This is a genomic window from Streptomyces sp. CA-106110, assembly GCF_050936285.1.
Classification (GTDB): Bacteria; Actinomycetota; Actinomycetes; order Streptomycetales; family Streptomycetaceae; genus Streptomyces.
In genome coordinates this window covers 10,616,752-10,640,395 of sequence record NZ_JBNJNB010000001.1, presented here as the reverse complement: position 1 = coordinate 10,640,395, position 23,644 = coordinate 10,616,752, and the positions used below count along the sequence as shown (strand labels likewise).

Here is a 23,644-nt window from a genome sequence, read left to right as displayed (position 1 = left end):
CGGCTCTAGGCAGCCACCATGGGGCGAGCCTCGAAGATCATGGCCCCGACGTCGAGCTTTACCGGGCAGGTTCACAGACTGCCCGACGCGCCGGACACTTACGGGGCCATGATCACTCGCCCCATGGCAGCTCCAGCCCACAGCCGCTACTCCGACCGCGAGCGCAGGCAGGGCATGCATGATGGCGCACGTGCGGAACGCGGTGGTGGGTCAGGCCGGGCCGTCGGCGTCCTGCGTGGAGGCCACGAACGCCTCGGGGCCCTGCTCCGCCGCCGCCGGGTCCATCCACATGACCTGCCAGCCATGGCCGTCGAGGTCGAAGAAGCTGCGTGAGTACATGAAGCCGTAGTCCTCGGCGCCATCCGCCTCGGAGCCGCCAGCCGCGAGCGCAACGGCGCTGACCTTATCGACCTCATCCCGGGATGACACGCTGAAGCAGTACAGCGCCAGCGTGTGCGTGGTGGGATCGGCCATCGGCAGTTTCGCGAACTCCGCGAACTTCTCACGGCTGAGCAGCATGACGAAGGCGTGCTCGCCGACCATCATGCAGGCGGCGGTCTCGTCGGTGAACATCGGGTTGAAGCTGAACCCGAGCTCAGCGAAGAACGCCTTGCTGCGCTCGAGGTCTGCTACGGGCATGTTCACGAACAGCATGCGGCCGGGGTGTGCGGGATTGGCCATGGTGGGTCTCCAGTCGGTGGTTCGATGGCGTACGTCCTGGTAGACCGGGCCAGCCGGCGGAACTCATCGGTGGATCTCGGCCAAGTCGCAGCGTTGATCGATATCACGGCCGCAGGTCAGACACCTGTCCTTCACTTTTTCGGCTACTGGTGGAGGTGGCCCCCTTGTCGACACGCGTGCCGTGCCTATGCGTGCTCTTGCCCGGTCGGGACCGTGCCCGTTCCGACGGAACACAGCGGGGACTCACAAGGCAAGGCTCGCTCCAGGACACCGACTCGCGCACTAACGCATGACGTCAAGGTACAGAAGTAGAAGCAACTCCAGGACAAACCCGATGAACCAGCCAGTGAGAGCTGCAATCGTCCCGATGGCCCAGGTGTTTCGAACTCGATCCGGACCAGGTACCAGAGCATGAACGCCGAGCCCAGGAACACCCCGACGTTGGCGGGAAACCAGAAGATCATCGTGACGAGCAGGGCGTCCAGCACGCTGTGGGAGCACAGGAGCCTCACCAGGGGGTCGCACTCGCTGGGCGTGGCGAAGCCCACCCACGACCGGACGAACAAAACGATGAACGGGATGTACCAGGCCGTCATGAAGGCCAGGCTCCGCCACACGAGCCAATCGTTTGGAGCGCAGTGGTGAACGACCGCGGACAAAGCCGAACGGTGTCCTGCCCAGTGGGAACAGAACTCGAAAGCGAGTGTGTCCTTGCCTAGCCTTCGGTCCCGGTGGTGGGCCGGACTGCCCGGCGGCACCGGGAAACGCTGAGCGCGTCGGACCGGCGCAGCTCTTGCATGATCAAGGTGACGCTGCGCCCCACAGGTGTGTCCGAAACGGCCGCGTCGGCGTCTCATCAGCCGTACTGCAAAAGCGTCGGCACCGCGCCACGAGGCACCGGGCCGCGATCGTGGTCACGGTGGGTGCTTGAAGAGAACCAGCAACCCGAACGCGTACCAGCCGGCGAAGATCGCCCCGCACCCGTACAGGCAGCCTTGCACTGGGCGGGGCAGTCGGGCGATCGGCCGTATGACCAGCAAGAGCATGATCGGCAGGAACGGCAGGATGAAGCGGGGCTTGGACAACGGTGCGCCCGGTGTGCCGAACATCAGCTCCCAGGCCCCGGCGAGCGCCAGCACCAATGGCCAGGGCACCTGGCGGTCCACTGCCAACGCGACCACGCCCACAGCCACGATGAGGATCACCGTCAGCACGATCGGGTAGCGGATGTCCGTGCTCTGGTAGGTGATCAGTTTCTGCAGGAACCGCAGGCTGCCCAGGCCGAAGTCGAATTGCTGGTCCCAGGCCTTCTCCGCGATGAACCAGCCGTCGAGCCGGCCTATTCGGCTGCCCAGGTACAGCCAACTGAAGATCAGTCCGAGCGGCGCGATGCCCATCGCCGCCCAAGGCCGCCAGCCGGCCCGGCGCTGCGTCAGTGCCCTGATCGCGCTGATGGCTACCACTGCCACCAGCACGGTCGAGGTGGGCCGCACGGTGCCGGCCAGCGCGCAGAGGGCGCCCGCCCACAACCAGCGGCGCGCCACCACCGCGATGAGCGTCCACATCAGGAAGGCGGTGAAGGTGGCCTCGGAGTAGGGCACCCAAAGGGCGAACGCGTACGGCGAGCACGCCCAGAGTCCCACGCAGGCGTAACCCGCGCGACGGCCGAACAGCGACCCGGCCAGCGTGTGTACCCCGGCCGCGGCAATCGCCGCCATGGACCAGGAGACCACCACTCCGGCGTACGGGAAGGGGAGGAAGGTCACCAGGTGTACCGCGCGGATCAAGGCGGGCACCATCGGGAAGAACGCGAGGGCGCTGGGCTTGGGCAGTCCGCTCGGGGTGTACTCCAGGTGGTTCGGGTAACCGTGCTCGGCGATGTGCAGGTATCTCGCGCTGTCCCACCGCGTCAGAACGTCCGTGGGGTGGTAGCCGCGAAAGTGGCTGATCGCCATCAGCAAACCGAAGCCGGTCACGGCGATCGCCAGGTAGATCCCGGCCGCGGTCAGTGCCTCGCGGCGGTCGAAGCGCACGTTCACACGGCGGCCCGTCAGTGCAGTGCGTCCGAGAGTCGGACGAAGCTGTGGCCGGTTTCCAGCAGGTGGGGTACGGCGGTGGCGATACCCCGGGCGGTGCCGCCCTCGGGGTGGTTCATATGGCACAGGACGATCGATCCGCGGCGGGCGGACGCGACGGTGGCAGCGACCTGTGCGTGGGTGAAGGTGGCGCCGCCGTCGCCGTTGACCGAGAAGCTGACGAAGCGCTCCCCCAGGTCGGTGACGATCCGGGCCGCGACGTCGTCGCAGTACGCGGTGCCGGACCGGAAGAAGCGCGGCGGGGTGCCGAGCAGCCGCGTGAGCTTGGCCCGGTTGCCGGCGATCTCGTCATAGACCTCGCCCGCGCTGCGGGTACCGGGAATGCCGTAGGCAGAGCGTCCGGTGACGGACAGCGGGCGGTGCCTCGTGCCGTGGTTGGCGATCTCGAACAGCGGCTCGGCGGCCAGGCGGCGGAAGACCGCGGGGTTGGCGTCTATCCAGCGGGAGTTGATGAACAACGTCGCCGGTATCCCCCGGCTGCGCAGAAAGCGGATCAGTGCCTCGTCGTACCCGCTGCCGCCCGGGCCGCCGCAGGCGTCGAAGGTCAGCGCGATCACGCGTTTCCCGGTCGGCAGCGTGTGCACCACTCCGGGTCCGTCGAAGCCCCAGGTGCGCGGCACGGCGTGCCCGAAGCGGGCCACGATCGCGGCACGGGTGAGCGCGCGCGCCGCAGCGGCCGTCGTGGCCGGCGGCGCGGAAGCCGGAATGCCGGCATCGGTCGCCCCGGATGAGGGAGACGGGCTGGACGTGGACATCCCGCCACCGCTCCCGCTCCCCGGACCTGCGCAGCCCGCGAGCACACTTCCCGCCACAGCAGCCAGCACCGCCCGGCGCCCGGGTGTCATCCGCTCTCCCGCCTGATCGAAAGTCGCCGACGGGCGGACGCCCGCCCGTCACGGCAACCGTATGCGGCACAATTCCCGCGACCGGGAAGAGAGCGGACAAGGATCCGCCAACAAACCTTTGTCGATCATTTGCTTCGGCGGCCGCAGGAGCGAGGGTGGGGAAGGCATCGTGGATGTCGTCGCGGCTCTCCCAGCGGATCCGGAGGCGGCGCAACCAGTGCAGGTGGGCGAACGCGCACTCCACGAGCCGGCGTTGGGTGCCGAGTCCGGAACCATGCTCGGTGCCGCGCCGGGCTGTCAGCGGTTTCTCGCCGAGGTCCCGAACCAGCTGGCGGTACTTGTCGTGGTCGTATCCGCGGTCGGCCGGCACCACGTCCGGGCGGCGCCATCACGGTAGTTGGAGCGGTGGGTTCTCACGGCAGTGGTCCGGTGTCGTCGTCCCACCTGTGCAGCTGTCCGGTCACGCCTCTCACCTGCATAAACTGCCCGGACAGCTCGTAGTGCCTGTGTCCGGACTGTCCGGTCACAGGCGGCTGCAACACTCCGGGGTGTCGCAGCCAGTCGGCGAAGTCGATCTACCAGGTTGCTCTTGTGGCGGCTGCTGACGAGGGCCTGCGGGTTAGGCCCCCGACGTCCCCGGTTTTGGAGGAGACAGCGCTGAGCGAAGGTGCCTGCGGGAACTCACGCCGAGCTTGGCGAATACGTTGCCGAGGTGCCACTCCACTGTGCGAGGGCTGATGAACAACTGGGCAGCGATCTCGGAGTTGGTGTGGTCTCCGGCCAGCCTGGCGATTTGGGCTTCCTGGCTGGTGAGTTCGGCGACGGCGCCGACCGTTCGCTTGCGTACGGTTTCTCCGGTCGCCAGGAGCTCCCTGCGGGCGCGTTCGGCGAAGCCGTGCGCTCCGAACCGGTTGAATGCCTCGTAGGCGGAGCGTAGCTGGGTGCGGCTTTCCTGACGGCGGTTCTGCCGGCGCAGCCACTCACCGTACAGCAGACGGGTGCGGGCCAGTTGGACGGCGATGCGGCAACGTCCGAGGTGCTCGATCGCCTCCCGGTAGAGCGCATCGGCGGCTTGGTCGTCGCTCAGCAGCGCTCGCGAGCAAGCCTCCGTGCCCAGGGCCCACTCGGTGCCGGTCGCACGCGTGCGCTCGGTGAGATCGTCCAGTGCCGCCTCGCCGGACTCCGGCTGCCCACTGCGGGCGGCCGCCTCGATGAGTTCGGCCAGCGACCACCCGAAGAAGCCCAGGTCCTCGTACTGGCATGCGCGCGTCGCGGCTGCCAGCGCGGCGTCGTAGCGGCCGAGTCCGTTGTAGAGCAGTGCGGTCGCGTACTCGGCCAGGCTGAGAACGCGTCCCTCGCCTCTGGCACGCACTTCTTCGATGGTGGACTCTATGAGGTCCAGTGCCGGGGACACCCGTCCTCGCCAGGCGGCGAGAACCAGGGATGTGTACATCATCGGTACGCCACCCACCGCCTCCGAGATCGCCGTGGCCTCGTCGATCAGAGCGGCAGCGGTGTTGAATTCGCCGGCGTGGACGTGGGAGCACGCCTGGTAGGTCAGCGCCATCGGGAGGACAGTGAGCGCCCCCGCTTCGCGGGCGAGGCCGACAGCGCCCAGCGCCATCTCGTGCCACGCGTCGTCGTCCCACAGTTCCGGTGCGAGGGGCTCGGGTGCCACACGGAACGCCAGCCACAGCCAGCGCCTTTCCGCCTCCGTCCCACTGGTTTTCTGCTCCTGCCGGACGACGTGCATTGCATGCCTGAGGGCGGCAACCCCGGCGACGTAGCCATCAAGGATCCGACCAGCGACGCTGTCCAGAAGAACGTCCACCATCCGCGGCGGCGTCCTCGGCGGCGGGCCGGCGCGAGCCGCCTCGGCCACCTCGCGCAGCCCAGGTCCTTCGCCCAGGCGGCCGGCGAAGCTCGCCGCGCCGACCGTCTCCAGGAAAGTGTCGCGGGCAAGATCGGCGTCGAGAGGTGCCAGCCGTTGTGCGGCATCGAGCAAGAGCCGGGGCGCTGCGCTACCGCGCACCTGGGAGAACACCAGCCGGGCGCGCAGCCGCTCGAGTCGGGCGCGCTGCAGGTCGTCGAGTGGGCCGGCCTCCGCGATGGCCAACAGGGACTGGGCCTGGTCGGCCCCACCGGCGTCGATGTGGGCCTGAGCGGCGCCCAGTGCACGGCTGACTCTGCGTGCGGCATCGGGGGTCAGTTCCGTCGCCTGCTGCAGGAACGAAGCCGCTGCAGCGATTCCTCCCCTGCCCTCGGCCCGACCCGCCGAGCGCTCCAGGTCAACGGCTATGCCCTCGTCAGGCCGGTCGGTGGCGTGAGCGCGGTGCCACGCCTTGCGATCAGGATCAAGGTGGGGATCGGTGGCCTCTGCCAGCGCCCGGTGCGCCGCCCGACGCCCCGGCGCGGACGCCCCGCGGTAGATGGCCGAGCGCACCAGGGGGTGGTGGAATCGCACCCTGGCACCGAACTCGACCAGTCCCGCAGTCTCGGCCGACGCTGCGGCATCGACCGGGATCCCCTGCAGAACGGCTGCGCGCCACAACAGATCCACGTCTCCGGTCGGCTCGGCCGCGGCGGTCAGCAGAAGACGCCGGCTGTCCACCGGAAGCGATCGGAACTGCTGGTGAAAGGCGCTTTCGATGTGACTTGCCAAGGGACGCCTGCCGGGCAGCCAGAAGCCACCCGACAGCTCGGCGGGCGCCAGCGCGTGTGGCAGTCGCAGCAGGGCCATCGGGTTGCCGTGCGTCTCGGCGACGATCCGGTCCCGTACCAGCGGGTCGAGTGGCACGCGGACCGCCGAGGCCAGCAAAGCACGCGCCTCGTACTCACTCAGGCCCTCGACAATCAGCTCCGGCAGACCGAGCAGCTCACGACCATCATCGGAATCCCGCAGGGCGAAGATCAAGGCGACCGATTCGGCCACCAACCGCCTGGCCACGAATGCCAGCACCTGCAGGGACTCCTCATCCAGCCACTGCGCATCGTCGACAAGGCAGGCCAGCGGCCCGTCCTCGGCAGCGCCGGCCAGCAGACCGAGCACAGCCAGACCCATCAGGAACCGATTCGGCGCCTCACCCTTCTGTAGTCCGAACGCGACGGACAGTGCATCGCGCTGCGGATCGGGCAGTTGGTGGAGTCTGTCCAGGATTGGTGCGCAAAGTTGGTGAAGGCTCGCGAAGGGAAGCTCCATCTCCCACTCGATGCCCGCGACGCCAAGGGTGCGGAACCCGACGGCCTGGTCGGCTGTGTGATCCAGCAACGCGGTCTTGCCGATCCCGGCTTCACCACGCAGGACCAGGACCGCACTGTGGCCCGCCCGGGCTGTGGCCAGCACCCGCTCCAGCGCCGCCAGCTCCTGATCCCGGCCCCGTAGCGCGACCTGAGAATCCATGGACTGTACACCCATAGGCTGGTCTTCCTGGAACGCAGCTTTGACGCGCTTTGGCGCGCTGTTTTGACCGTATTCCCTTTTGGTCGCTTTGAGTAGTTGTATGGAAATCGACCCACCCCGGGGGTTCGGCCACGGGGATACCCCGGGGGTTTCCCTGGGCCGACGCACGCAGAACTGGACGACTGTGGACGAGCCGGCGACAGAGGGTCGCCGACATTGCAAGGAGCACCCCCCACATGTCTGACACTTCCGCATCTACGACTGTCCGCCCGTTCACGTTCGAGTTCCCCGAGGCGGAGCTCCAGGACCTGCGTGCGCGCATCGAGGCGACGCGCTTCCCCGAGAAGGAGACCGTCGACGATCAGTCCCAGGGCACTCAGCTCGCCACCATCAAGGAGCTGGCGCGCTACTGGGCGACCGAGTACGACTGGCGCAAGGTCGAGGCGCGGCTGAACTCCTACCCGCAGTTCATCACCGAGATCGACGGGCTGGACATCCATTTCATCCATGTCCGCTCGAAGCACGAGAACGCGCTGCCGGTGATCGTCACGCACGGCTGGCCGGGTTCGATCATCGAGCAGCTGAAGATCATCGAGCCGCTCACGAACCCGACGGCCCACGGTGGCGACGCCTCGGACGCCTTCCACGTGGTGATCCCGTCGATGCCCGGCTACGGCTTCTCCGGCAAGCCGACCTCCAAGGGCTGGGGCCCCGAGCGCATCGCCCGCGCCTGGGGCGAGCTGATGAAGCGCCTGGGCTACACCAAGTACGTCGCACAGGGCGGCGACTGGGGCGCGGTCGTCACCGACCTCATGGGCGTGCAGGAGCCCGAGGGCCTGGTCGGCATCCACACCAACATGCCCAAGGTCATTCCGCCCGCCATCGAGCAGGCCATCATCGCCGGCAACCCGCTGCCGTCCGACGTCGTCCTCGCCGACGACGAGCAAAAGCGCGCCGTCGAGCAGTTGGACTTCGTATACCGGCACGTCTACTACGCCTACATGATGGCCTCGCGCCCGCAGTCCCTTACGGCGTTCGCGGACTCCCCCGTCGGCCTGGCCGCCTTTCTGCTCGACCACGACAAGGCCAGCCTGGAGCTGATCACCCGGTCCTTCAACGGAGTGAGTGAGGGCCTGACACGGGACGACGTCCTGGACAACATCACGCTCTTCTGGCTGACGAACACGGCGATCTCCGCGGCCCGCCTCTACGCAGAGAACAAGACTCCGTTCTTCGGTTCGAAGGGCGTCAAGCTGCCGGTCGCTGTGAGTGTCTTCCCCGACGAGCTCTACCAGGCCCCCAAGAGCTGGTCGAAGCAGGCATACCCGAACCTCGTCCACTACAACAAGCTGCCCAAGGGCGGTCACTTCGCCGCCTGGGAGCAGCCGGAGCTCTTCGTCGGGGAACTCCGCGCGGGCTTCCGGTCCCTTCGATAGATGACCGTGTCCGGCCACCTGCATAGGTGAGAGTCGGGGGTGGCCGAGGGTACTCGACTCCGAGTCGCTCGGCCGCCCTTGGTTCGACATGCGAGCCGCGGGTCGGTGCGCGACACACGTCCGGCACAGTCTGTGTCGCTGGCACCCTGCGATGGGCTCCCCCGCAGGTCAGAGCGCTATGCGGAGCGCCTGGTGAACATCTCGTACAGGTCGGTGGCCATCGTGGTGGCCGCGGTGCGCCAGTCGACCGTTGCCAGGTCGGGTAATTCGAGCTCGCTCCAGACCTGGTCGGTGGCGAGCAGCACGAGGTTGTCCTTGTTGACGTGCCAGTACACGGCGGTAGCAGCGGAGTTGAGCCGTTTACCCAGGGCGCGCATGTTCAGGCCTTCGGGGCCGTCAGTGTCCAGATGCTCGATGGCGGCATGGACGATCTGGTCGCCGGTGAGGGTGTTGCGCGCCATGTCCTCAACGGTACGCAGCGGCTTGCACTAAGTTCAACTCGCGTCTTGCACTAAGTTCAACTGGTCGGTTACGGTCTCTCCATCAGTCAGTTGAACTAAGTGCAAGTCGAGAGGGTACCCATGAACACGCTCGCCGCTGTCATGCAGTTGCTCGTCGCCGCCGCCTTTGTCAGCATTCCGGTGGTCCGCCACCGCTTCGGTCCCGCTGCGAAGGCCGCCGCCGTGGCCGAGCTCAGCCGCCAAGGCGTCCGCTCGGAGGTGCTAGAGGAGAACAGGCTCCGCTTCGACGCCGGCGGCCACGAGACCGCGGCGCCGGCGGCCGTCGCCGCGGTGATGGCCGCGACCGCCGCCTTCAACTTCGCCGGCGCCGACCTGGCACAGCTACTGACCTGGATCTTCTCCTCCCTGGTCCTGCTGATGAACGCGGGCATCGTCTACAGCAACCTCACCGCGGTGAAGTCAGTGGAGACCGCTTTCCGCCGCAAGGGCGACCCGGAGCTGGCCCGGATCAAGGTCGCGCCCTTCCTCCAGGCCGCCGAGAACGCCTTCCCCCACTGGGTGCGCGCCCAGACCTACCTCCGCAACACCACGGTCTTCGCCGGCTCCGCCATCGCCCTGCTCGCCGTTTCCCTCGGCTGACGAATCCGCCCGCCCGTAGAGTTGCCTCTTGATCTTCTTGAGGCGGTTCGCGGCGCCTTCGGTGCCGCCGGAGCTCCAGTGCAGGGTCAGCCGGCGGTCACGGCGTCGAGGTCTCGGAGCATGCGAAGTGCGAAGCCTGTGGGCCGGGCCGTTGGCTGGCATCGAGAGCGTCAATCCATGCGGGGAGCCTGAGGCCGAGGCGGCTGGTGCGGATCTTGCCCAAGTCACGGACTTGCTGGGCGGCGGCATCCAGTTGGGAGCAGCAGGCCAGGACGTCCTTGAGCGCGGCGCGCACGTCCTCGCTCAGGGCCGTACGGTGGCCGATGAGCCGGCCGGTGACCCGCCGCACCGTCGGCGGCGGAGGCCATGCCTCAGGTACGGCAGCGGCGCGCAGGGCAGCGATGTAGGCGCGGACCATCTGGTAGCTGACTGAGGCGTCCTCGGCGAGCAGTTCGCGGTGCGGGCGCGTGACACTCGTGCATCCCGCGGCGAACCGCCGCTCCAGATAGGGCTTGTAGGGGTCTTGCGGACAGAAACTGACCTAAAGGCTCCGTACGGTCGTGCCATGACCCAGACGCAGAGGATTCTTGTCACCGGTGCCACCGGAACCGTCGGCCGCCAGGTCGTCGCCGAACTGCTCGCCCGCGGCCATGCGGTCCGCGCCCTCACCCGGAATGCGGCGAGGGCCGACCTCCCCGCCGGTGTCGAGGTCGTCCAGGGTGATCTGACCCAACCGGCCAGCCTGGTTCCGGCTTTGGAGGGCGTCACCGGCCTCCATCTGATCACCTTCGGCGGGGCCCGCTTCGTCCCGCTGGAGACCGGCCTGCGGATCCTGGAGCTGGCCCGCGCGGCCGGCGTACGCCGGGTCACCGTGCTGCATGGCGGCGGGCAGTCCCTGCTGGAGGACGCCGTGCGTGCCGATGACGATGTGGACTGGACCGTACTCATGCCGGTCGAGTTCATGGCCAACTGCCTGGAGTGGGCGGACGGGATCGTGTCCTCGGGCGAAGTCCGCGAGCCGTTCGTCTCCCGGCTGAGTGCCATGGTCCACGAGGGCGATATCGGCGCCGTCGCCGCGGTCGTGCTCACCGAAGAGGGCCACGGGGGCCAGGAGTACGTGATCACCGGCCCCGAGTTGCTCACAGTCGGCGACAAGGTGGCGACGATCGCTGCCGCCCGCGGCCGGGAGATTGCCCTCGTCGAGCTCAGCGAGGAGCAGGCCGTCGCGCAATGGCGGGCGGCGGGCCACCCGGAGGACGTGATCGGCTTCCTGACCGAGGCGTACGGGAATACCCCGGAGGTGGGCCGTACGGTCGTCGACACCGTCGAGAAGGTCACCGGCTACCCGGCCCGCACCTTCGCCCAGTGGGCAGCGGAGCACGCGGACGCCTTCACGGCAACAGCCCCCGTGGTCACGGCATAGCGCCCCCGTGGTATGTGGAACGGACTCGGAAGGAACCGGATCACAAGTGACGAAACCACGTCCGCGTCCGACCGCACCCGACGAAGCCGCGAAACTCCCGATCTCGTGAACATCGGCTATTCGCGCGAGTATGCGACTCCCGCTCTCGTGTCGAACGACGTCATTACTCACGTGCATGGCCAAGAGGCCGTCCGTCCTCGCCGACGAACTGCGCACGTTCCTCGCCCTCCTGAACTGATAGGTCAGATGGCCACCACTTCGCCCCGGCCCGCCGACGTACTTGAGCGGCGGACTCTCAACCGTGCCTTCCTGGCACGCCAGTTGCTGCTGGCACGACGAACGATGCCGGCGGAGGAGGCGCTCGAGCACCTCGTGGGTCTGCAGGCACAGGCACCCATTCCGCCGTACTACGGCCTTTGGACCCGGCTGGAGGACTTCCGCCCGACGGAACTGGCCGGCCTGCTCACCGAACGGCGGGCCGTGCGCATCGCACTGATGCGGGGCACCGTCCATCTGGTAACCTCCGCCGACTGCCGCGGGCTTCGGCCCTGTCTGCAGCCATTCATGCAACGAAGCCTGATCACCACGTTCGGCAAGGACCTGAACGGACTGGATCCGGCCAAGGTCGCGGCGGCCGGCCGGGAGCTCCTGGAACAGTCTCCTCTGACCGTCGGCGACCTGAGCGCCTCCTTGCGGACGACCTGGCCCGACCACCCCGCCTCCGCACTCGGCAACGTCGTACGCAGTCTGCTTCCGGTCGTCCAGATCCCGCCCCGCGGAGTGTGGGGTCAGAGCGGACAGACGACGTACGCCACGGCGGAGGACTGGCTCGGCGCCCCGCTGGACCCGGAGCCCGACGTCGACACCCTGGTCCTGCGCTATCTGGCAGCGTTCGGCCCTGCCACCGTCAAGGACATCCAGGCGTGGTCGGGGCTGACCCGGCTGCGCGCGGTGACCGAGCGCTTGCGCCCGCAGCTGGTCTCCTTCCGTGACGAGGACGGCCGAGAGCTGTGGGATGTGCCCGGCGCACCGCGTCCGGACCCCGACACGCCTGCGCCGGTACGCTACTTGGCACCGTACGACAACGCGATCCTCTCCCACGCGGACCGCACCCGGATCATCAGCGACGAGCACCGCAAGGCCATCGCGACGAAGAATGCCGTCATTCCCGGGACGATTCTGGTCGACGGGTTCGTCGCCGGAGCATGGCGGACCGACCGTGCGCGCGGGGCGACGACTCTCGACGTCCAGCTCTTCCACCCGGTGAGCAAGCGCCGGCGCGCCGAACTCGCGGAGGAAGGGGAACGTCTCCTGCTCTTCGCGTCGGACCGCGCGGCAGGGCGTGAACTGCGCATCACCGACGCCTGACCGCGATGCCCCAAGGGAAGCGCGGCCCCTCTCACAGACTGCCGTGCTACCGAGTTGAATTCCTGTTCTCTGGCTGATGGAAGCTGAGGCGGAGGGGGTAGGCGATGACAACAGCACGAACGAGGGCTCACAGCGCAGGCAGACTGCCGAGCAAGGACGGTGCCGACCGGCGACCGCGGGGTCGGGCGCGGTTCATGGGCATGCTGCTGATCCTGTCATCTCTGATATCGGCGGTGCTCTGTTACATCGTGTTCGCGGCGTGGTTGCCCTCCGACAGGGAGCGCTACGAGGACTACCAGGCAGCCGAGCCATGTCCCGCTCGTGCAACAGCTCAGGTACAGAGAGACTGCCTGAGCACCTTGCAGTTCACCGTCGTGAACACGGTCAACAAGTCCGGAAAGCTTTCCAAGTACGAGGCGACCCAGGAAGCCCCACTCTCCGCTGGATTATCGGTGCCCGTCGCGTTCCCGTTTCCCAGGGCTGAGCGTGAAGAAGCCAAACACCACCGATCCCACCAACGCCAGGGTGGCGAGGGCGGCATCCAAGATGCCCTGCCCGACGTTCCGCTCGGCATACCCGCCGATGATCAGGGTCCGCACTTCCTTGACGTCTCCCGGTTTGCCACCGTCCCAGCGGACGTCGGCGTCATGGTCGACGAGCCCGCCATCCTGAGACATAAAGGTTCCCCTGCAATGAAGGTGGGTAATTCCTGCTCTGCCGTCGTTCTCCTGCTTGCATACCGAGGCGGCCATCTTGCCCGGTACTCCGGTCCACCCGAACTCCGCAGTGGCAATCGCCCAGCAAGCAACCCCACCGAATGCCGCGGCAATTGCGATGAAACCGGTCATGAACCTGCGAAGCCAGCGCCTGCGAGAGCCCTCATGTATCGGCAGCCCGCGGGAGCTGGTTGGTTCTGGTCGGGCCTGCCAAGTACGTTCCCAACGCCGTTGAGGACGCTGGTATGCCTTCCGGCTCGGCCGGGCACAGCGGGCCCGTGCTGACCCTGTGCTCCTCTGCGGTGAGCATGTCGCGTCTCGATTTGGTGTTCGAGACCCACACCAAAGGCTCCTGGCCGGCAACGCCTGGGGCCGGGACGACGTCCCGGCCCCAGGCGTTGCCGACTACTGCTGCTAAGCGGCTTGCCTGAAGTTCTGCGCGTAACTCTTCGGCAGCCAGGGCGAGGCCCAGGGTGCGGCGGTGGTCAGCATCTGGGTGGGTGAGCGCTGCCGGAAGAAGGCGTGGACCTGGCGCAGGCGGCCCGGCCAGGTGACGGCGGTGTTGGCAATGTGGGCCTTCAGCGCGGCCCAGATGCGCTCGACCGGGTTGTCGTGCGGGCTGTAGCGGGCGCCGAACAGCAGGCGCAGGCGGGGCTGGTCGGCCAGGTAGGCGGTCACCGCCTTCGCGTGATGAATGCTGTCGTTGTCGCAGACCACCGCGACGACCGGGGCGGCGGGGTAGGCGGCCAGCAGTAGCTGGAGGAAGGCGACGAAGGCGGCGGCATTGCGGCGGCCCAGGGTGTAGACCCAGGCGCCGGTGGCCACTTCCAGGGCCCCGAAGACGGTGGCCTGCCGGTTCTTGCCTGGGGTGGCCACCTGCTGCCGCGTCCCGCGCAGGATCCAGCTCGCCCGCACGTGCGGCAGTAGGTGCAGGTGGGTCTCGTCCTCGGCCCAGACCACCGACCCGTGGGGCAGGGCGGCGAGTTGGCGGCGCAGGGCGGCGAGGGTGCGCCTGCGCTCGGGGTCACCCCTGGCCACCAGGCGGGGCCGCCGCCAGGCCGCCTGTTCGCGAGTGTGCCGGTACACGGTGCGCAGGCTCATCTTCGGCCGGCCCAGGCGGCGCCAGATCCGGCGGATGGTCCACGGCCCGGGGCGGGTCAGCAGGCGGCGGATGCGCTCGCCCAGCCTCGGCCCGCCGAGCCGGGGCCGCCCCGCGCGGGGGCGATCGGCCAGGCCCGCCAGGCCGGCGGTGTTGTAGCGATGGATCCAGCGGCGCACCGTGGCCGGGTGGTAGCCGAGCAGCTCGCCGATCTCTCCTGCGGTCATGCCGGCCGCGGACAGCAGCACGATCACCGCGCGGGAGGCCTCTCGCCACCGGTGATGCAGCAGGTGATACAGGTGCTGGTACGCCGGACCGGGGCGGTTGGCGAACACGGATGCCGGACGCATACTGGCCTTGACCTCGCCGGTTTTGTCGTAGTTTGGTCAACCTCGATACAACACCCGGCGAGGTCTTCTCGTCATCGAGGCCATCGCGCCAGGCCGCCGCTGCCGCTCCAGATTCCGCGCAGAACTTCAGGTCATCCGCTTAGTCGCGGTGGGTCAGTGCTGGCCGTGGCCGCCGTCACTACGACGGCGTTGGAGCGTGAACTTCTCGAAGACCGACAGCTCACCTGTGGGCGTGATGATGTTGTAGTAGGTGACGTGGATGCGGGTCATGTCACCGGGGTGACGGCCCGGGTCGACGGCGAACTCGGCGAAGCCGTACGGATGCTCCGCGTCGCGGACGCCGATCCAGACCGCCGTCTCCTTCTCTTTGACCGAGTTGAACTTGCCGACGTGTTCCATCTGGACGTATGCCGAGTGATGCCCGTGACCGTCGGCGTCGTCGGTGGTGAAGCTGTTGTTGGTGATGCCGGACACGCCGCCACCGCCGAGGACCATGTGCGTCGTGCCGTGCGCACTGTCGATCACGTCGAGTGCGGTCTGACTCGGGTTGGGTGTGAGGGTGACGCTGCCGGGGACGACGCCACGCACCGCCAACGAGCGCTCGTAGTCGTGCTCGTGGCCACAGACCACCAGGTCGACGCCGTACTTGTCGAACAGCGGGCCGTACGCCGCGCGCAGCGCGACATCGGGGCCGTTCGCGGCGGTCGCCGAGCTGATCATCACCTGGTGCATGCAGACCACGATCCAGTCGATGGCCTTCGAAGCCCGTGCCGACTTGAGCTCCTGCTCCAGCCAGGCGAGCTGCCGACCGCCGGAGTAGCCGTTGATGTAGATGTCGCCGCCCTCCTGCAGGGCGATGTCGTCGTTCTGCAGGGAGATCACCTTCACCGAGCCGACCGTGAAGGAGTACCAGAGGTTGTCGAGCTCGGGCTGGGTCTCGGTCGAGGGCAGCTCGAAGTAGGTCTGGTACGCGTCGAGGCCGAGCTTGCCGTTGCCCAGCTCGATCTCATGGTTGCCCGCGCACGGCATCCACGGACGGAATCGCGCTGAGCGGCTGTTGTTGGTGAGGAAGTCGTGCCAGACGCGAATGCGGTTGGGCCCGGTGTTGGCGTAGCAGAGGTCACCGTTGAGGAGGTGGAACAGCGGGCCGACCTTCTCAACGCCGGTGACGATGTCGGCAGCGGCGGGCGTGGCGTTGGGCTCGAAGTCCCGGCCCGAGGCGTCGGCCGGGTTCGCTCCGGTCTTCCACGTCACACTGGGCGCACCCTGGTCGCCGAAGCTGGTGAAGGTGAACGGAGCTCGGCCGGACGGCGCCGTGTGGAAGGTGCCGGCGTCGGGGGTGGCGCCGTCGTGCTGGGCTGCGTACAGGTAGTCGGTGTCGGCCTTGAGCTTGCTGATCAGCGCGTGATGGACCCAGACGGTCCGCCCGGAGGTGCCGTCCACGTAGGTCTTCGTCGTCGCGTGCACTGTGGAGCCGAAGCCGCCGCTCAGCGTGCCGTAAACGACCCGGGGGTTCTTGACGGCCGCGTCGGTGACCCACGAGACGACCATCTGGCTGCGTGGGTCGGCGCCGAAGGTCAGGTGCAGGCCCTGGACGGGGGTGGTGGCCGAGCCGGTGGTGAGACCGGTGACCTCCGACTTCGCCGGGACCGCCTCGGCGGTTCCGGCGCCGAGGACCAGTGGCCCGGCGGCGGCACCGGACACTGTCGCGCCGAACAGGCCGAGCGCGTTGCGACGAGAGATTCTGGTTTGCTTGGGTTCTTCGGACATTCCAGGGGCCTTTCGCGTCGTCGGGGGCAGTCGCACACCGACCGGACAGCAGCGCTCCGAACCTGACAGCGGGCTGCGGCAGGTCAGCGGTGCGCGCACTCACGGACGCTAGGAAGCACGGTCGACCGGAGCGGTGCGACAGGTGTGAACGCCAGATGGCGGTCACCGCAACGGACGGCAATTCCCGGCGGCCTGGCCCTGTCTTGGCCAATGCCTTGGAGCGGTTGGGGTGTTCGGGCGCGCTCCCGTCAATCGTTTGATGAAGTCGACGCCGCGAGGCCCGCGCGCCATCTCGTCGGCACAGGGTCTCCGCGACGGTTCGATGTCCCGGTGCGGGACGTCACGTCGGATGGCCGCGTAAAGCTCAACCCGCGATCGCTGCGGCGGCATCGGTACGAAAGATCATGCGAGGCCGGGCGCGAGTGCCAGCAACTGTTGCGCAACCACGACCTGCAGTCCCTCTCCAGGCGCAGCTGGCTGCGCAAGCGAGGCATCCCGCACCGCATCGCCCGCAAGGCTCGAGTCCTCCACCCGGCTCGGCCGGCACCGCTGGACGATCGAGCGCACGATGTCCCGGCTGGGCGGCTGCCGCCGTCCGCACCGCCGCTACGAACGCAAGGCCGAGCGCTTCCTGGACTTCACCGCTATCGCCTGCAGCGTCATCTGCTACCGCAGACTCACCAAATGAGACGACGTCCAAGCGCTTGGCCGCAGGTTCGAGTCCTTCAGGGGGCGCCACTGGGAGCCATCCCACCGGGAGGGCCTCTTTGCTGGTCAGGAGGGTGGCTGTCGACACGACGAAGCCCGGCAACCTCCACCGGCCCCAGCTACAGGCGCCGCCTGCGCAGAGTGTTCTACCTCTCCGCGCAGACCAGCATCATCCGCGACGGCCCCAACCGCACCTACTACCTCAAGAAGCGAGCCCAGGGCAACAAGCGCCTCCCCGCCGTCATCACCCTCGCCCGCCGACGCGTTGACGTCCTCTGGGCCCTCCTACGCGACAACCGCCCCTTCACCACCGCGCCACCAACCCGGACAACAACGATCGCAGCGACCTGACCGGGCACGAAACCCTCGGCCCTCCCGATTACCTACGGTGCACACCCGGAGTTGACTACCTTGGCGATCAGCCGACTGAGGAGATGATGCATGCGGCCACTCGCTCATCCGCCCACGCCATGTCCCCGCTGCGGAGCAGCAACCGACCGCGTCCTCACCGTGATCGTCCCCACCACCACCGACGAGGACGACCTCTTCCGAATCACCCACAGCGCCTCAGAGTCACTGCCCACACACCTCACCTGCGCCGACTGCCGTCACGAGTGGGGATGGGAAGAAGGGACTGGCGCTCCGGGAGGTTGACCCGGTCATTACTGACTTCGGCGTTTTGAGGTCAGGGCGGTGGTGAGTCGAGTTGGAGTCCGGTCTCGGTCATGAAGCCGTTGAGTGTTGCGGGGCGGTACTGCAGGCTCTTGAGCCGATTGCGGACCAGGGATTCCAGCCGGTCGACCGTACCGGCGGCGAGGTTGGCCAGACTGCGCTTGCACTGCGACCACACACCCTCTACCGGGTTCAACTCCGGTGCGTACGTGGGCAGGAAGAAGACGGTCAGCCACGGGCGGGCGGCCACCAGTTGCTGCATCGCCTTCGAGACATGGGTGCTGAGCCGGTCCCAGACCAGCACGATCGGCGCCCGCAGCAGTTGGTGGGCGCCATCGACCAGCCGCATGTAGTCGGTCTCCGACAGGCTGCGCCGCTCGCCCCTGCGGCCGTGATGGACGCGGATCCGGTAGCACAGTCGGGTCCGGGAACCGGGCCACAGTGCGATCAGGCCCGCGATGGAGATGCGGCCCGACCGGCGGCCGGACACCGTCACCACCGGGGTGCGGCCCCGCCGGCCCCAGGTGCGCCCGGTGGGCGGCCGCTGACGCTGACCGGCCTCGTCCTCGAAGCAGATCCAGCCGCCGGTGGCCGCCTGTGTCCTTTACCTCCGGCCAGGCGCCTTCCTTCCAGGCGGTCACCGCTGCCTCGTCGCGCTCGGCAGCCCGCCGGGCGGGCTTCTGCGGGGTGAAGCCGAGTCGGCGCATCAGCCGGGTCGCCCCCGAGACGCTGTAAGAGACGTGGAACTTCCGGCCGATCAGGGTCGCCACCCGGGCACCGGTCCACACCTGGTCCTCATCCCAGCCGTGCGCGGCCGGGCCCTGCTCCAGCATGGCGGCCAGCTTCCCGCGCAGGGCCGGGCCGAGTTTGCACCGCTGCCCGCCCGGCCCGGTGGAGGCCAGGGCCGCCGGGCCGCTGGCGGCCCAGTTCCGCCGCCACTGGTAGACCGACTTCGGCGACACCCGCAGCTGCCGGGCCACCTCCGGGACGCCGGCCCCGGCCGCGAACAGCTCGGACGCCCGCAGGCGTACTGCCTCACGCCGTGCACGCTCTTTGGCGTTCATCCCGCCACCGTCTGCGTACCTCATACCTCCCGGTCTACCGCCGCATCCGGAGGACGCCAACAGGACCAGCCCCAGCCTGACCTCAAAACGCCGAAATCAGTAAGACTCCACCGCCCGCGCGGGCACGCCCCCTGTGTCTTCGACCCGCAGAGCTATGATCGCCAGAGTGGATGACTCCCTGATACCCCGAGCTCTGACCAGTGAGGCGCAGCTCCGAGAGTTGTACGCGGACCCCGGAGCGCGGGCGGTACGCAAAGAACTCGACCACATCGACGAGATGTCGCGCCGCCTCATAGCGGTCTCGCCCGTGGTGTTCGTCGCCACCAGCGATGCCAATGGCCGCTGTGACGTGGCCCCTCGGGGCGGCACCCCCGGTTTCGTCACGGTCCTCGACGAGCGTCATGTAGTGATTCCGGACGCGACGGGGAACAATCGGCTGGACAGCTATCGCAACATCCTGGCCAACGGGCACGCCGGGCTCAACTTCGTCATCCCTGGCCGGGACACGACGCTTCGTGTCAACGGCGCAGCCTGGATCACGGCCGATGGAGATCTGCTGGCGCGGCTGACCCCGGTCGGCAAGCCGCCGAAAACTGCGCTGGTCGTGCGGGCCGACGAAGTGTACGTCCACTGCGCTAAGGCCTTCGTCCGGTCGAAGTTCTGGCACCCCGAGGCATGGCCGCTCAAGGAGGAGCAGCCGACGTCGGCCGAGGTCGCTCATGCTCATCAGCGCGACCCCGACTTGACGCTCGCCAAAGTCGAGCAGGATCAGCGTGACTCCCTCCTGCACCGGCTGGCCTGATATCGGTTCGCCGCGAAAGATCCGGAGGGGCCGTGGCGCGAGGCCCTGCCGGCTGTGCCGGACGGGTTCGGCCTCGATGAGGACGAGGGCTGAACCCCAGCCACAACTGACGGCAACGTCCGCGAACGCCACCTTACGCAGCCGTACGTCATCAGCTGTCAACCTCGGTCGCTGTCGGGCCGGAGGATGATCCACTCCGCACGATCAACTCGCCTGAAAAGCAGAGAGTCGGCTGTGCCCTGCGCGCCCGTTTCGGGCCCGGTCCGGCGGGACGCAGCGGTGACTCACCGGGAACAGCGGTGCCGATCGCGCTCCGACCCAGGTCAGGGAGTGCTTGGTCAGCCGTCATCCGCATACGGCGTTTTCCAAACTGGGGCTCTGCTCCGCTTCTGGGCAATCTAATGCCTTGGTCGCGACGGCCGTAGCAGGAACAATCGCTGGTCATGAGCTTGGTATCCCACTGGCCTCTGGCGGGACTGCGGCTGACTACGCCACGACTGGAACTGCGATTGCCGAATCTCGATCAGCTGGTCGCGCTAGCTTCCCTGGCAGCCGACGGTGTTCATGACCCGGCAGTGCAGCCATTCACCGTGGCATGGACCGATGTCCCGCCAGAGCAGCGGGCCCAGAGCGTCCTGCAGTACCACTGGCGCTGCTGGGGCGCGTGGAAGCCGGAGGACTGGGAGCTCAACTTGGTGGTACTGCGAGACGGCGTCGTTGTGGGGACACAGGCCGTCGGTGCCCGGGACTTCGGAATCCGTCGTGAAGTCGGTACCGGTTCGTGGCTCGGCAGGGCGTACCACGGACATGGCCTGGGAACTGAGATGCGCGCAGCGGTTCTGCACTTGGCCTTCGCTGGACTCGGTGCACAACAGGCCGTCTCCGGGGCGTACACAGACAACTCGGCCTCGCTGGGGGTATCGCGCAAACTCGGCTACCGCGACGATGGGATCGAGCGACACGCCGTACGCGGCAAGCCCGCTGTGCTGCAAAGGCTCCGACTCACCGCCGAACAGTGGCAAGGTAGCCAACAAGTCCCGGTGACGATCGAAGGCCTGCGGGAGTGCCTGCCCTGGTTCGGCCTGAGCGAGCACGTTGACATCCAGGGTTGACATCAACGAGGACAGACAAGGATGGACTGAGGCGACGCTCCTCGGAAATGGCCCGGCGAGCGGAAGCAGCCCAGCAGGATCAATGGCACAGCTGGACCGAACTTGTAAAGCGGGGGTCGTCGGCGGAGAGTGTTTTGAGGTGGCGGCGCGAACGGAGGCGATCGTGGATGCGTCTGAAGCCGGACGGGGGTGAGCGGAGTGGAAGCCCTGCCTTTCGTTGACGAGCATCGTGTGCTCGTGTCTGCTCCGGCTTTCGTGGTTTGGAGTGCTCTGGCTGCGCAGATCCCGCAGTTCACCGGCTCCGGAACGTTCGTCCGCTTGCTGGGTGCTTCACCGAATCGGACCGCTGGCGAGCCCGTCGTCACGGGCGCGACGCTCCCAGGCTTCCGCGTTGCCGAAGCCGTCCCCGAACGCTGTCTCCGATTGATCGGACGTCACCACTTCTCCCAATACCAGCTGCTGCTCACCCTCGCCGAACACACCAGCGGGACGCTGCTTAGCGCTACGACGTATGCGGCGTTCCCGGGGCTGCATGGGCGGGTCTATCGCTTGATCGTCATAGGCTCCCGCGTCCATCGCGTACTAGCCTCGATTCTTCGGTGGGGTTTGGTCGTTGAGTGGCCCGGCGGTTCGCCCGTAATGTCCCTCGCCGTGTGAGGGTGGGCCGTCGCGTGTCGCTGCGGGGTGCGCCGGGTTCCACGGGCCCGGAGGCTGCTGGCCTTCCTCCTCTCGGTGTGCGTTGGGGCGGAGGCTGGTCGTCAGGTGGCGGCGGTCAGGTCGTTGATCCGCTTCCAGCTGGTCGTGAATGTCTCGGCCCAGGGCCAGGTCCGTTCGATGCGCAGGTGGCGGCGGCGTGCGTGGTGGGCGAGGCGGGCGGGCAGGTGGTAGAGGCGGAAGCGCATCGTGTCCGGCTCGGCGTCGGCGAGGTCCGCTTGGTCGTGGAGGGTCAGCAGCCGCAGCCAGGCGTCGAGATCGGCGGCGAGGTTCGCGGTGAGCATCCAGCTCGCGTTCGTTTCCCAGGACTTGGACGGCAGGTTCGCCAGTCCCATCGCCTTGTTGGTGCGCACGCGGTCTTCGACCTCGGCGTGATCGCGGTGGAGGACGTCGAGGAACTGCACTTGGTGGGTGCCGGCGATGTGGCCCATGTGCCGGATGTTCGTTGCGGTGACCGAGTATCGCCAGCCGGTCTTCTGCTCGAACGCGGTCAGCTTCCCCAGGTGCCGGCGGGAGGGCTTGACGCGGCGGACGATCAGCCGCATGCCCTTGGGCCAGCCCTCACGAGTGTTCAACCCGGTCAACTCCGCGACGAAGTAGCCCTCTTGGACCTCGCCGTCCTGTCGCAGGGAGGTTTCCCAGGCGGCTTCGGGGAGGCGTGCGATGGCGCGTTCGTCCTCGGGCGTGATCGTCCAGCCGACGGTGTAGCGGACCGTGCGCCGCGTGGTGTTCAGCGCCTGAAGGCGCTTGAGCAGGCCGTGCGTGGCACCGGCGCCGTCGACCCGCACCAGGATCTTGGCCTGAGAGGAGCCGGGTATCTGCGCGAGAGCGGCATCCAGCACCCGCAGGTGATCGGCGACGGTGTTCGCGCCGGCGTTGCCCTCCCTCAGCTCCATCGCCAGGCACTCGTCGGTGTTGGCCAGCCACGCGGCCAACGGGTGGAAGCCGAAGGTGCCCTTGAACGTGCCGGCGGCGCCCTGTTTCCTGGAGGCCGCAGTGATGATCGTGGCGTCCATGTCGAACACGATCCAGCCCTTCAGATACCGACCCGCGACGGTCAGATACGGGAAGCCCCCGGGCCGCAGGTGCAGCAGTGTCCAGACGTGGCGACGCACCCGCTGTCGTACCTTCGCGATCTGTGCGCGCCTCGTCTCGTCCGTCGTGGACAGCAGCCGGTGCAGCGTGGAGTCCGACACCGCCGGTCCGAACAGGAGGCCGTGGTGGAGCTGGAGTTGCTCGGCTTCCAGCAGACTCGTGGCGCCGAGCGCGATCGCGACGACGAGGCCGACGAGCGCGGTGGCCCGGTCCCGCCACGACGAGGTCGTGCCCGATGGCAGCACTCCCGCCAGTGCTTCGGTCAGGCCGACGCGGTCGGCGAGCCTGCGTAGCAGCACCGCCCCGGCATGTCCGACCAGCCCTTTCCCGTCGGCCGTCACAGACAGACCACGGTCCCACCCTGTACGCTCGCCCACCAGAAAGGTGCCCTGACTCCTGCGCCGGATTCGATCTAGACACTCGCATCCTTGCAGGTCGGCGGCACCTTTCTGCTGTCAGGGGCGTCAGATCGACCAATTCCGCTGAAGAGCCGGGGCTAGTGATCCGCCTTCTGCGCGACGTGCGCCGCCGGGCCGAAGAGGCGGCGAGCGGCGCATGACCATCTTGTCGGACGTGGACTATTCGTGAACAAGTGGCGCCACGTGGACGATCCACAGGCGGCGTGACCTACTCGAACGCTCGGGAGCCAAGTCCCCTCCGGATTCATGTGTGCTTCAAGTCGCTCCGCCAGGTCGGCGTGTTCGGCATACTCAGGCGCCTGGACTGTGAGCGCAGGGGGTTGGCGATGTACGGCCGGAGCGGTGAAGCATGGGATCAGTTGGCCAGTGCCGGCTTGAAGTTCCGCGTTGAGCGGGCACAGCTCCGCAAGGTCACGACCTACCCAGTTTCGTCGTCCGGCGCCTCGACGATGGCCGCAAGGTCGTAGGGACCGACGGTCCAGTAGATATTCAGGAGCTGTGCCCCGAGCTTCTGTACCGCTGAGCCGAAGGCCTCGGCGCGCTTCGCGGTGTCCTTATAGTTGCGGACTCCTTGATCGGTGCGGCTCAGCAACGCGATGTACGTCGCCATGTCCTTCACCTTCACGAGGAGACACACCGCAAGGTCAAGCCCGGGCACCTCGGCCAGAGCCTGCACGAGGCACGCACCTGAACGTGAAATTTCGAGCGCCCCCGGCAATCGAGAGCAGGCTGACGTCCACTCCGACATCAACGACACCCGATGCGCTGTACTGC

18 protein-coding genes and 3 pseudogenes are annotated in these 23,644 nt (G+C 67.8%); 9 read left to right on the top strand and 12 right to left on the bottom strand.

Annotation, left to right across the window (positions count from 1 at the left end):
* Positions 1 to 210 precede the first annotated feature (210 nt).
* Positions 211 to 681 carry a VOC family protein gene (locus ACQEXA_RS49105; RefSeq protein ID WP_432923764.1) on the bottom strand — a complete coding sequence of 157 codons (471 nt, stop codon included), beginning with the start codon at positions 679 to 681 and terminating at the stop codon, positions 211 to 213.
* A gap of 411 nt (positions 682 to 1,092) precedes the next feature.
* Between ACQEXA_RS49105 and ACQEXA_RS49100 the strand changes: the two genes are divergently transcribed.
* Complete coding sequence (locus tag ACQEXA_RS49100; RefSeq protein WP_432923766.1) at positions 1,093 to 1,326, top strand: hypothetical protein; 234 nt, start codon at positions 1,093 to 1,095, stop codon at positions 1,324 to 1,326.
* 269 nt (positions 1,327 to 1,595) lie between these two features.
* On the opposite strand, the gene ACQEXA_RS49095 is transcribed toward ACQEXA_RS49100, so the two are convergent.
* From ACQEXA_RS49095 to ACQEXA_RS49085, 3 genes are all read right to left on the bottom strand, one after another.
* A complete protein-coding gene (locus ACQEXA_RS49095; protein ID WP_432923768.1) occupies positions 1,596 to 2,714 on the bottom strand; it encodes a hypothetical protein in 1,119 nt (372 codons plus the stop codon).
* A gap of 17 nt (positions 2,715 to 2,731) precedes the next feature.
* Positions 2,732 to 3,532 carry a polysaccharide deacetylase family protein gene (locus tag ACQEXA_RS49090; protein WP_432923770.1) on the bottom strand — a complete coding sequence of 267 codons (801 nt, stop codon included), beginning with the start codon at positions 3,530 to 3,532 and terminating at the stop codon, positions 2,732 to 2,734.
* Between the two features lie 709 nt (positions 3,533 to 4,241).
* Positions 4,242 to 7,022 carry a helix-turn-helix transcriptional regulator gene (locus ACQEXA_RS49085; RefSeq protein ID WP_432923772.1) on the bottom strand — a complete coding sequence of 927 codons (2,781 nt, stop codon included), beginning with the start codon at positions 7,020 to 7,022 and terminating at the stop codon, positions 4,242 to 4,244.
* Between the two features lie 236 nt (positions 7,023 to 7,258).
* On the opposite strand from ACQEXA_RS49085, the gene ACQEXA_RS49080 reads away from it, so the two are divergent.
* A complete protein-coding gene (locus tag ACQEXA_RS49080; RefSeq protein WP_433133109.1) occupies positions 7,259 to 8,458 on the top strand; it encodes an epoxide hydrolase family protein in 1,200 nt (399 codons plus the stop codon).
* A gap of 176 nt (positions 8,459 to 8,634) precedes the next feature.
* Here ACQEXA_RS49080 and ACQEXA_RS49075 read toward each other — a convergent pair whose 3' ends face one another.
* Entirely contained in the window at positions 8,635 to 8,919 is a 285-nt protein-coding gene (locus tag ACQEXA_RS49075) for a TetR/AcrR family transcriptional regulator (RefSeq protein WP_433133107.1), read from the bottom strand.
* A 120-nt stretch (positions 8,920 to 9,039) separates the two neighbouring features.
* On the opposite strand from ACQEXA_RS49075, the gene ACQEXA_RS49070 reads away from it, so the two are divergent.
* Complete coding sequence (locus ACQEXA_RS49070) at positions 9,040 to 9,558, top strand: hypothetical protein (RefSeq protein ID WP_432923777.1); 519 nt, start codon at positions 9,040 to 9,042, stop codon at positions 9,556 to 9,558.
* A gap of 97 nt (positions 9,559 to 9,655) precedes the next feature.
* Here the strand turns inward: ACQEXA_RS49070 and ACQEXA_RS49065 are convergent, their stop codons facing one another.
* Positions 9,656 to 9,976, bottom strand: coding sequence for a hypothetical protein (locus ACQEXA_RS49065; RefSeq protein ID WP_432923779.1), 321 nt, complete (start codon positions 9,974 to 9,976; stop codon positions 9,656 to 9,658).
* Between the two features lie 147 nt (positions 9,977 to 10,123).
* Here ACQEXA_RS49065 and ACQEXA_RS49060 point away from each other — a divergent pair, with 147 nt between their 5' ends.
* Both ACQEXA_RS49060 and ACQEXA_RS49055 read left to right on the top strand, forming a co-directional pair.
* Positions 10,124 to 10,981, top strand: a complete 858-nt coding sequence (locus ACQEXA_RS49060; protein ID WP_432923781.1) for an NAD(P)H-binding protein — start codon at positions 10,124 to 10,126, stop codon at positions 10,979 to 10,981.
* Positions 10,982 to 11,227: 246 nt separating this feature from the next.
* Positions 11,228 to 12,349, top strand: a complete 1,122-nt coding sequence (locus ACQEXA_RS49055; RefSeq protein WP_432923783.1) for a winged helix DNA-binding domain-containing protein — start codon at positions 11,228 to 11,230, stop codon at positions 12,347 to 12,349.
* Between the two features lie 446 nt (positions 12,350 to 12,795).
* Here ACQEXA_RS49055 and ACQEXA_RS49050 read toward each other — a convergent pair whose 3' ends face one another.
* The 3 genes from ACQEXA_RS49050 to ACQEXA_RS49040 all read right to left on the bottom strand — a co-directional run bounded on the left by ACQEXA_RS49050 (position 12,796) and on the right by ACQEXA_RS49040 (position 16,284).
* A complete protein-coding gene (locus tag ACQEXA_RS49050) occupies positions 12,796 to 13,197 on the bottom strand; it encodes a hypothetical protein (protein WP_432923785.1) in 402 nt (133 codons plus the stop codon).
* Between the two features lie 282 nt (positions 13,198 to 13,479).
* The gene (locus tag ACQEXA_RS49045) at positions 13,480 to 14,514 is read right to left on the bottom strand and encodes an IS630 family transposase (protein WP_432923211.1); all 1,035 of its coding nucleotides are present in this window, start codon (positions 14,512 to 14,514) and stop codon (positions 13,480 to 13,482) included.
* 153 nt (positions 14,515 to 14,667) lie between these two features.
* Positions 14,668 to 16,284, bottom strand: a complete 1,617-nt coding sequence (locus ACQEXA_RS49040; RefSeq protein ID WP_433133105.1) for a purple acid phosphatase family protein — start codon at positions 16,282 to 16,284, stop codon at positions 14,668 to 14,670.
* A gap of 468 nt (positions 16,285 to 16,752) precedes the next feature.
* Here ACQEXA_RS49040 and ACQEXA_RS49035 point away from each other — a divergent pair.
* A pseudogene (locus ACQEXA_RS49035) lies at positions 16,753 to 16,972 on the top strand (transposase); the annotation flags it as partial.
* A 112-nt stretch (positions 16,973 to 17,084) separates the two neighbouring features.
* Positions 17,085 to 17,343 (top strand): annotated as a pseudogene (locus ACQEXA_RS49030) (IS110 family transposase); the annotation flags it as partial.
* A 334-nt stretch (positions 17,344 to 17,677) separates the two neighbouring features.
* Here the strand turns inward: ACQEXA_RS49030 and ACQEXA_RS49025 are convergent.
* Positions 17,678 to 18,752, bottom strand: a protein-coding gene (locus ACQEXA_RS49025; protein WP_433133103.1) for an IS630 family transposase whose coding sequence is annotated in 2 segments (ribosomal slippage) — positions 17,678 to 18,268 and positions 18,270 to 18,752 — 1,074 coding nt in all. Because the reading frame shifts where the segments join, the coding sequence is not laid out codon by codon here.
* A gap of 196 nt (positions 18,753 to 18,948) precedes the next feature.
* Between ACQEXA_RS49025 and ACQEXA_RS49020 the strand changes: the two genes are divergently transcribed.
* Together ACQEXA_RS49020 and ACQEXA_RS49015 are read left to right on the top strand one after the other, a co-directional pair.
* Positions 18,949 to 19,530, top strand: coding sequence for an MSMEG_1061 family FMN-dependent PPOX-type flavoprotein (locus ACQEXA_RS49020; RefSeq protein WP_433133101.1), 582 nt, complete (start codon positions 18,949 to 18,951; stop codon positions 19,528 to 19,530).
* Positions 19,531 to 19,973: 443 nt separating this feature from the next.
* A complete protein-coding gene (locus tag ACQEXA_RS49015; RefSeq protein ID WP_432923789.1) occupies positions 19,974 to 20,642 on the top strand; it encodes a GNAT family N-acetyltransferase in 669 nt (222 codons plus the stop codon).
* Between the two features lie 758 nt (positions 20,643 to 21,400).
* Here ACQEXA_RS49015 and ACQEXA_RS49010 read toward each other — a convergent pair.
* Together ACQEXA_RS49010 and ACQEXA_RS49005 are read right to left on the bottom strand one after the other, a co-directional pair.
* The gene (locus ACQEXA_RS49010; protein ID WP_433133099.1) at positions 21,401 to 22,792 is read right to left on the bottom strand and encodes an IS1380 family transposase; all 1,392 of its coding nucleotides are present in this window, start codon (positions 22,790 to 22,792) and stop codon (positions 21,401 to 21,403) included.
* Between the two features lie 502 nt (positions 22,793 to 23,294).
* Positions 23,295 to 23,480, bottom strand: a pseudogene (locus tag ACQEXA_RS49005) (GYD domain-containing protein); the annotation flags it as partial.
* Positions 23,481 to 23,644: the final 164 nt, after the last annotated feature.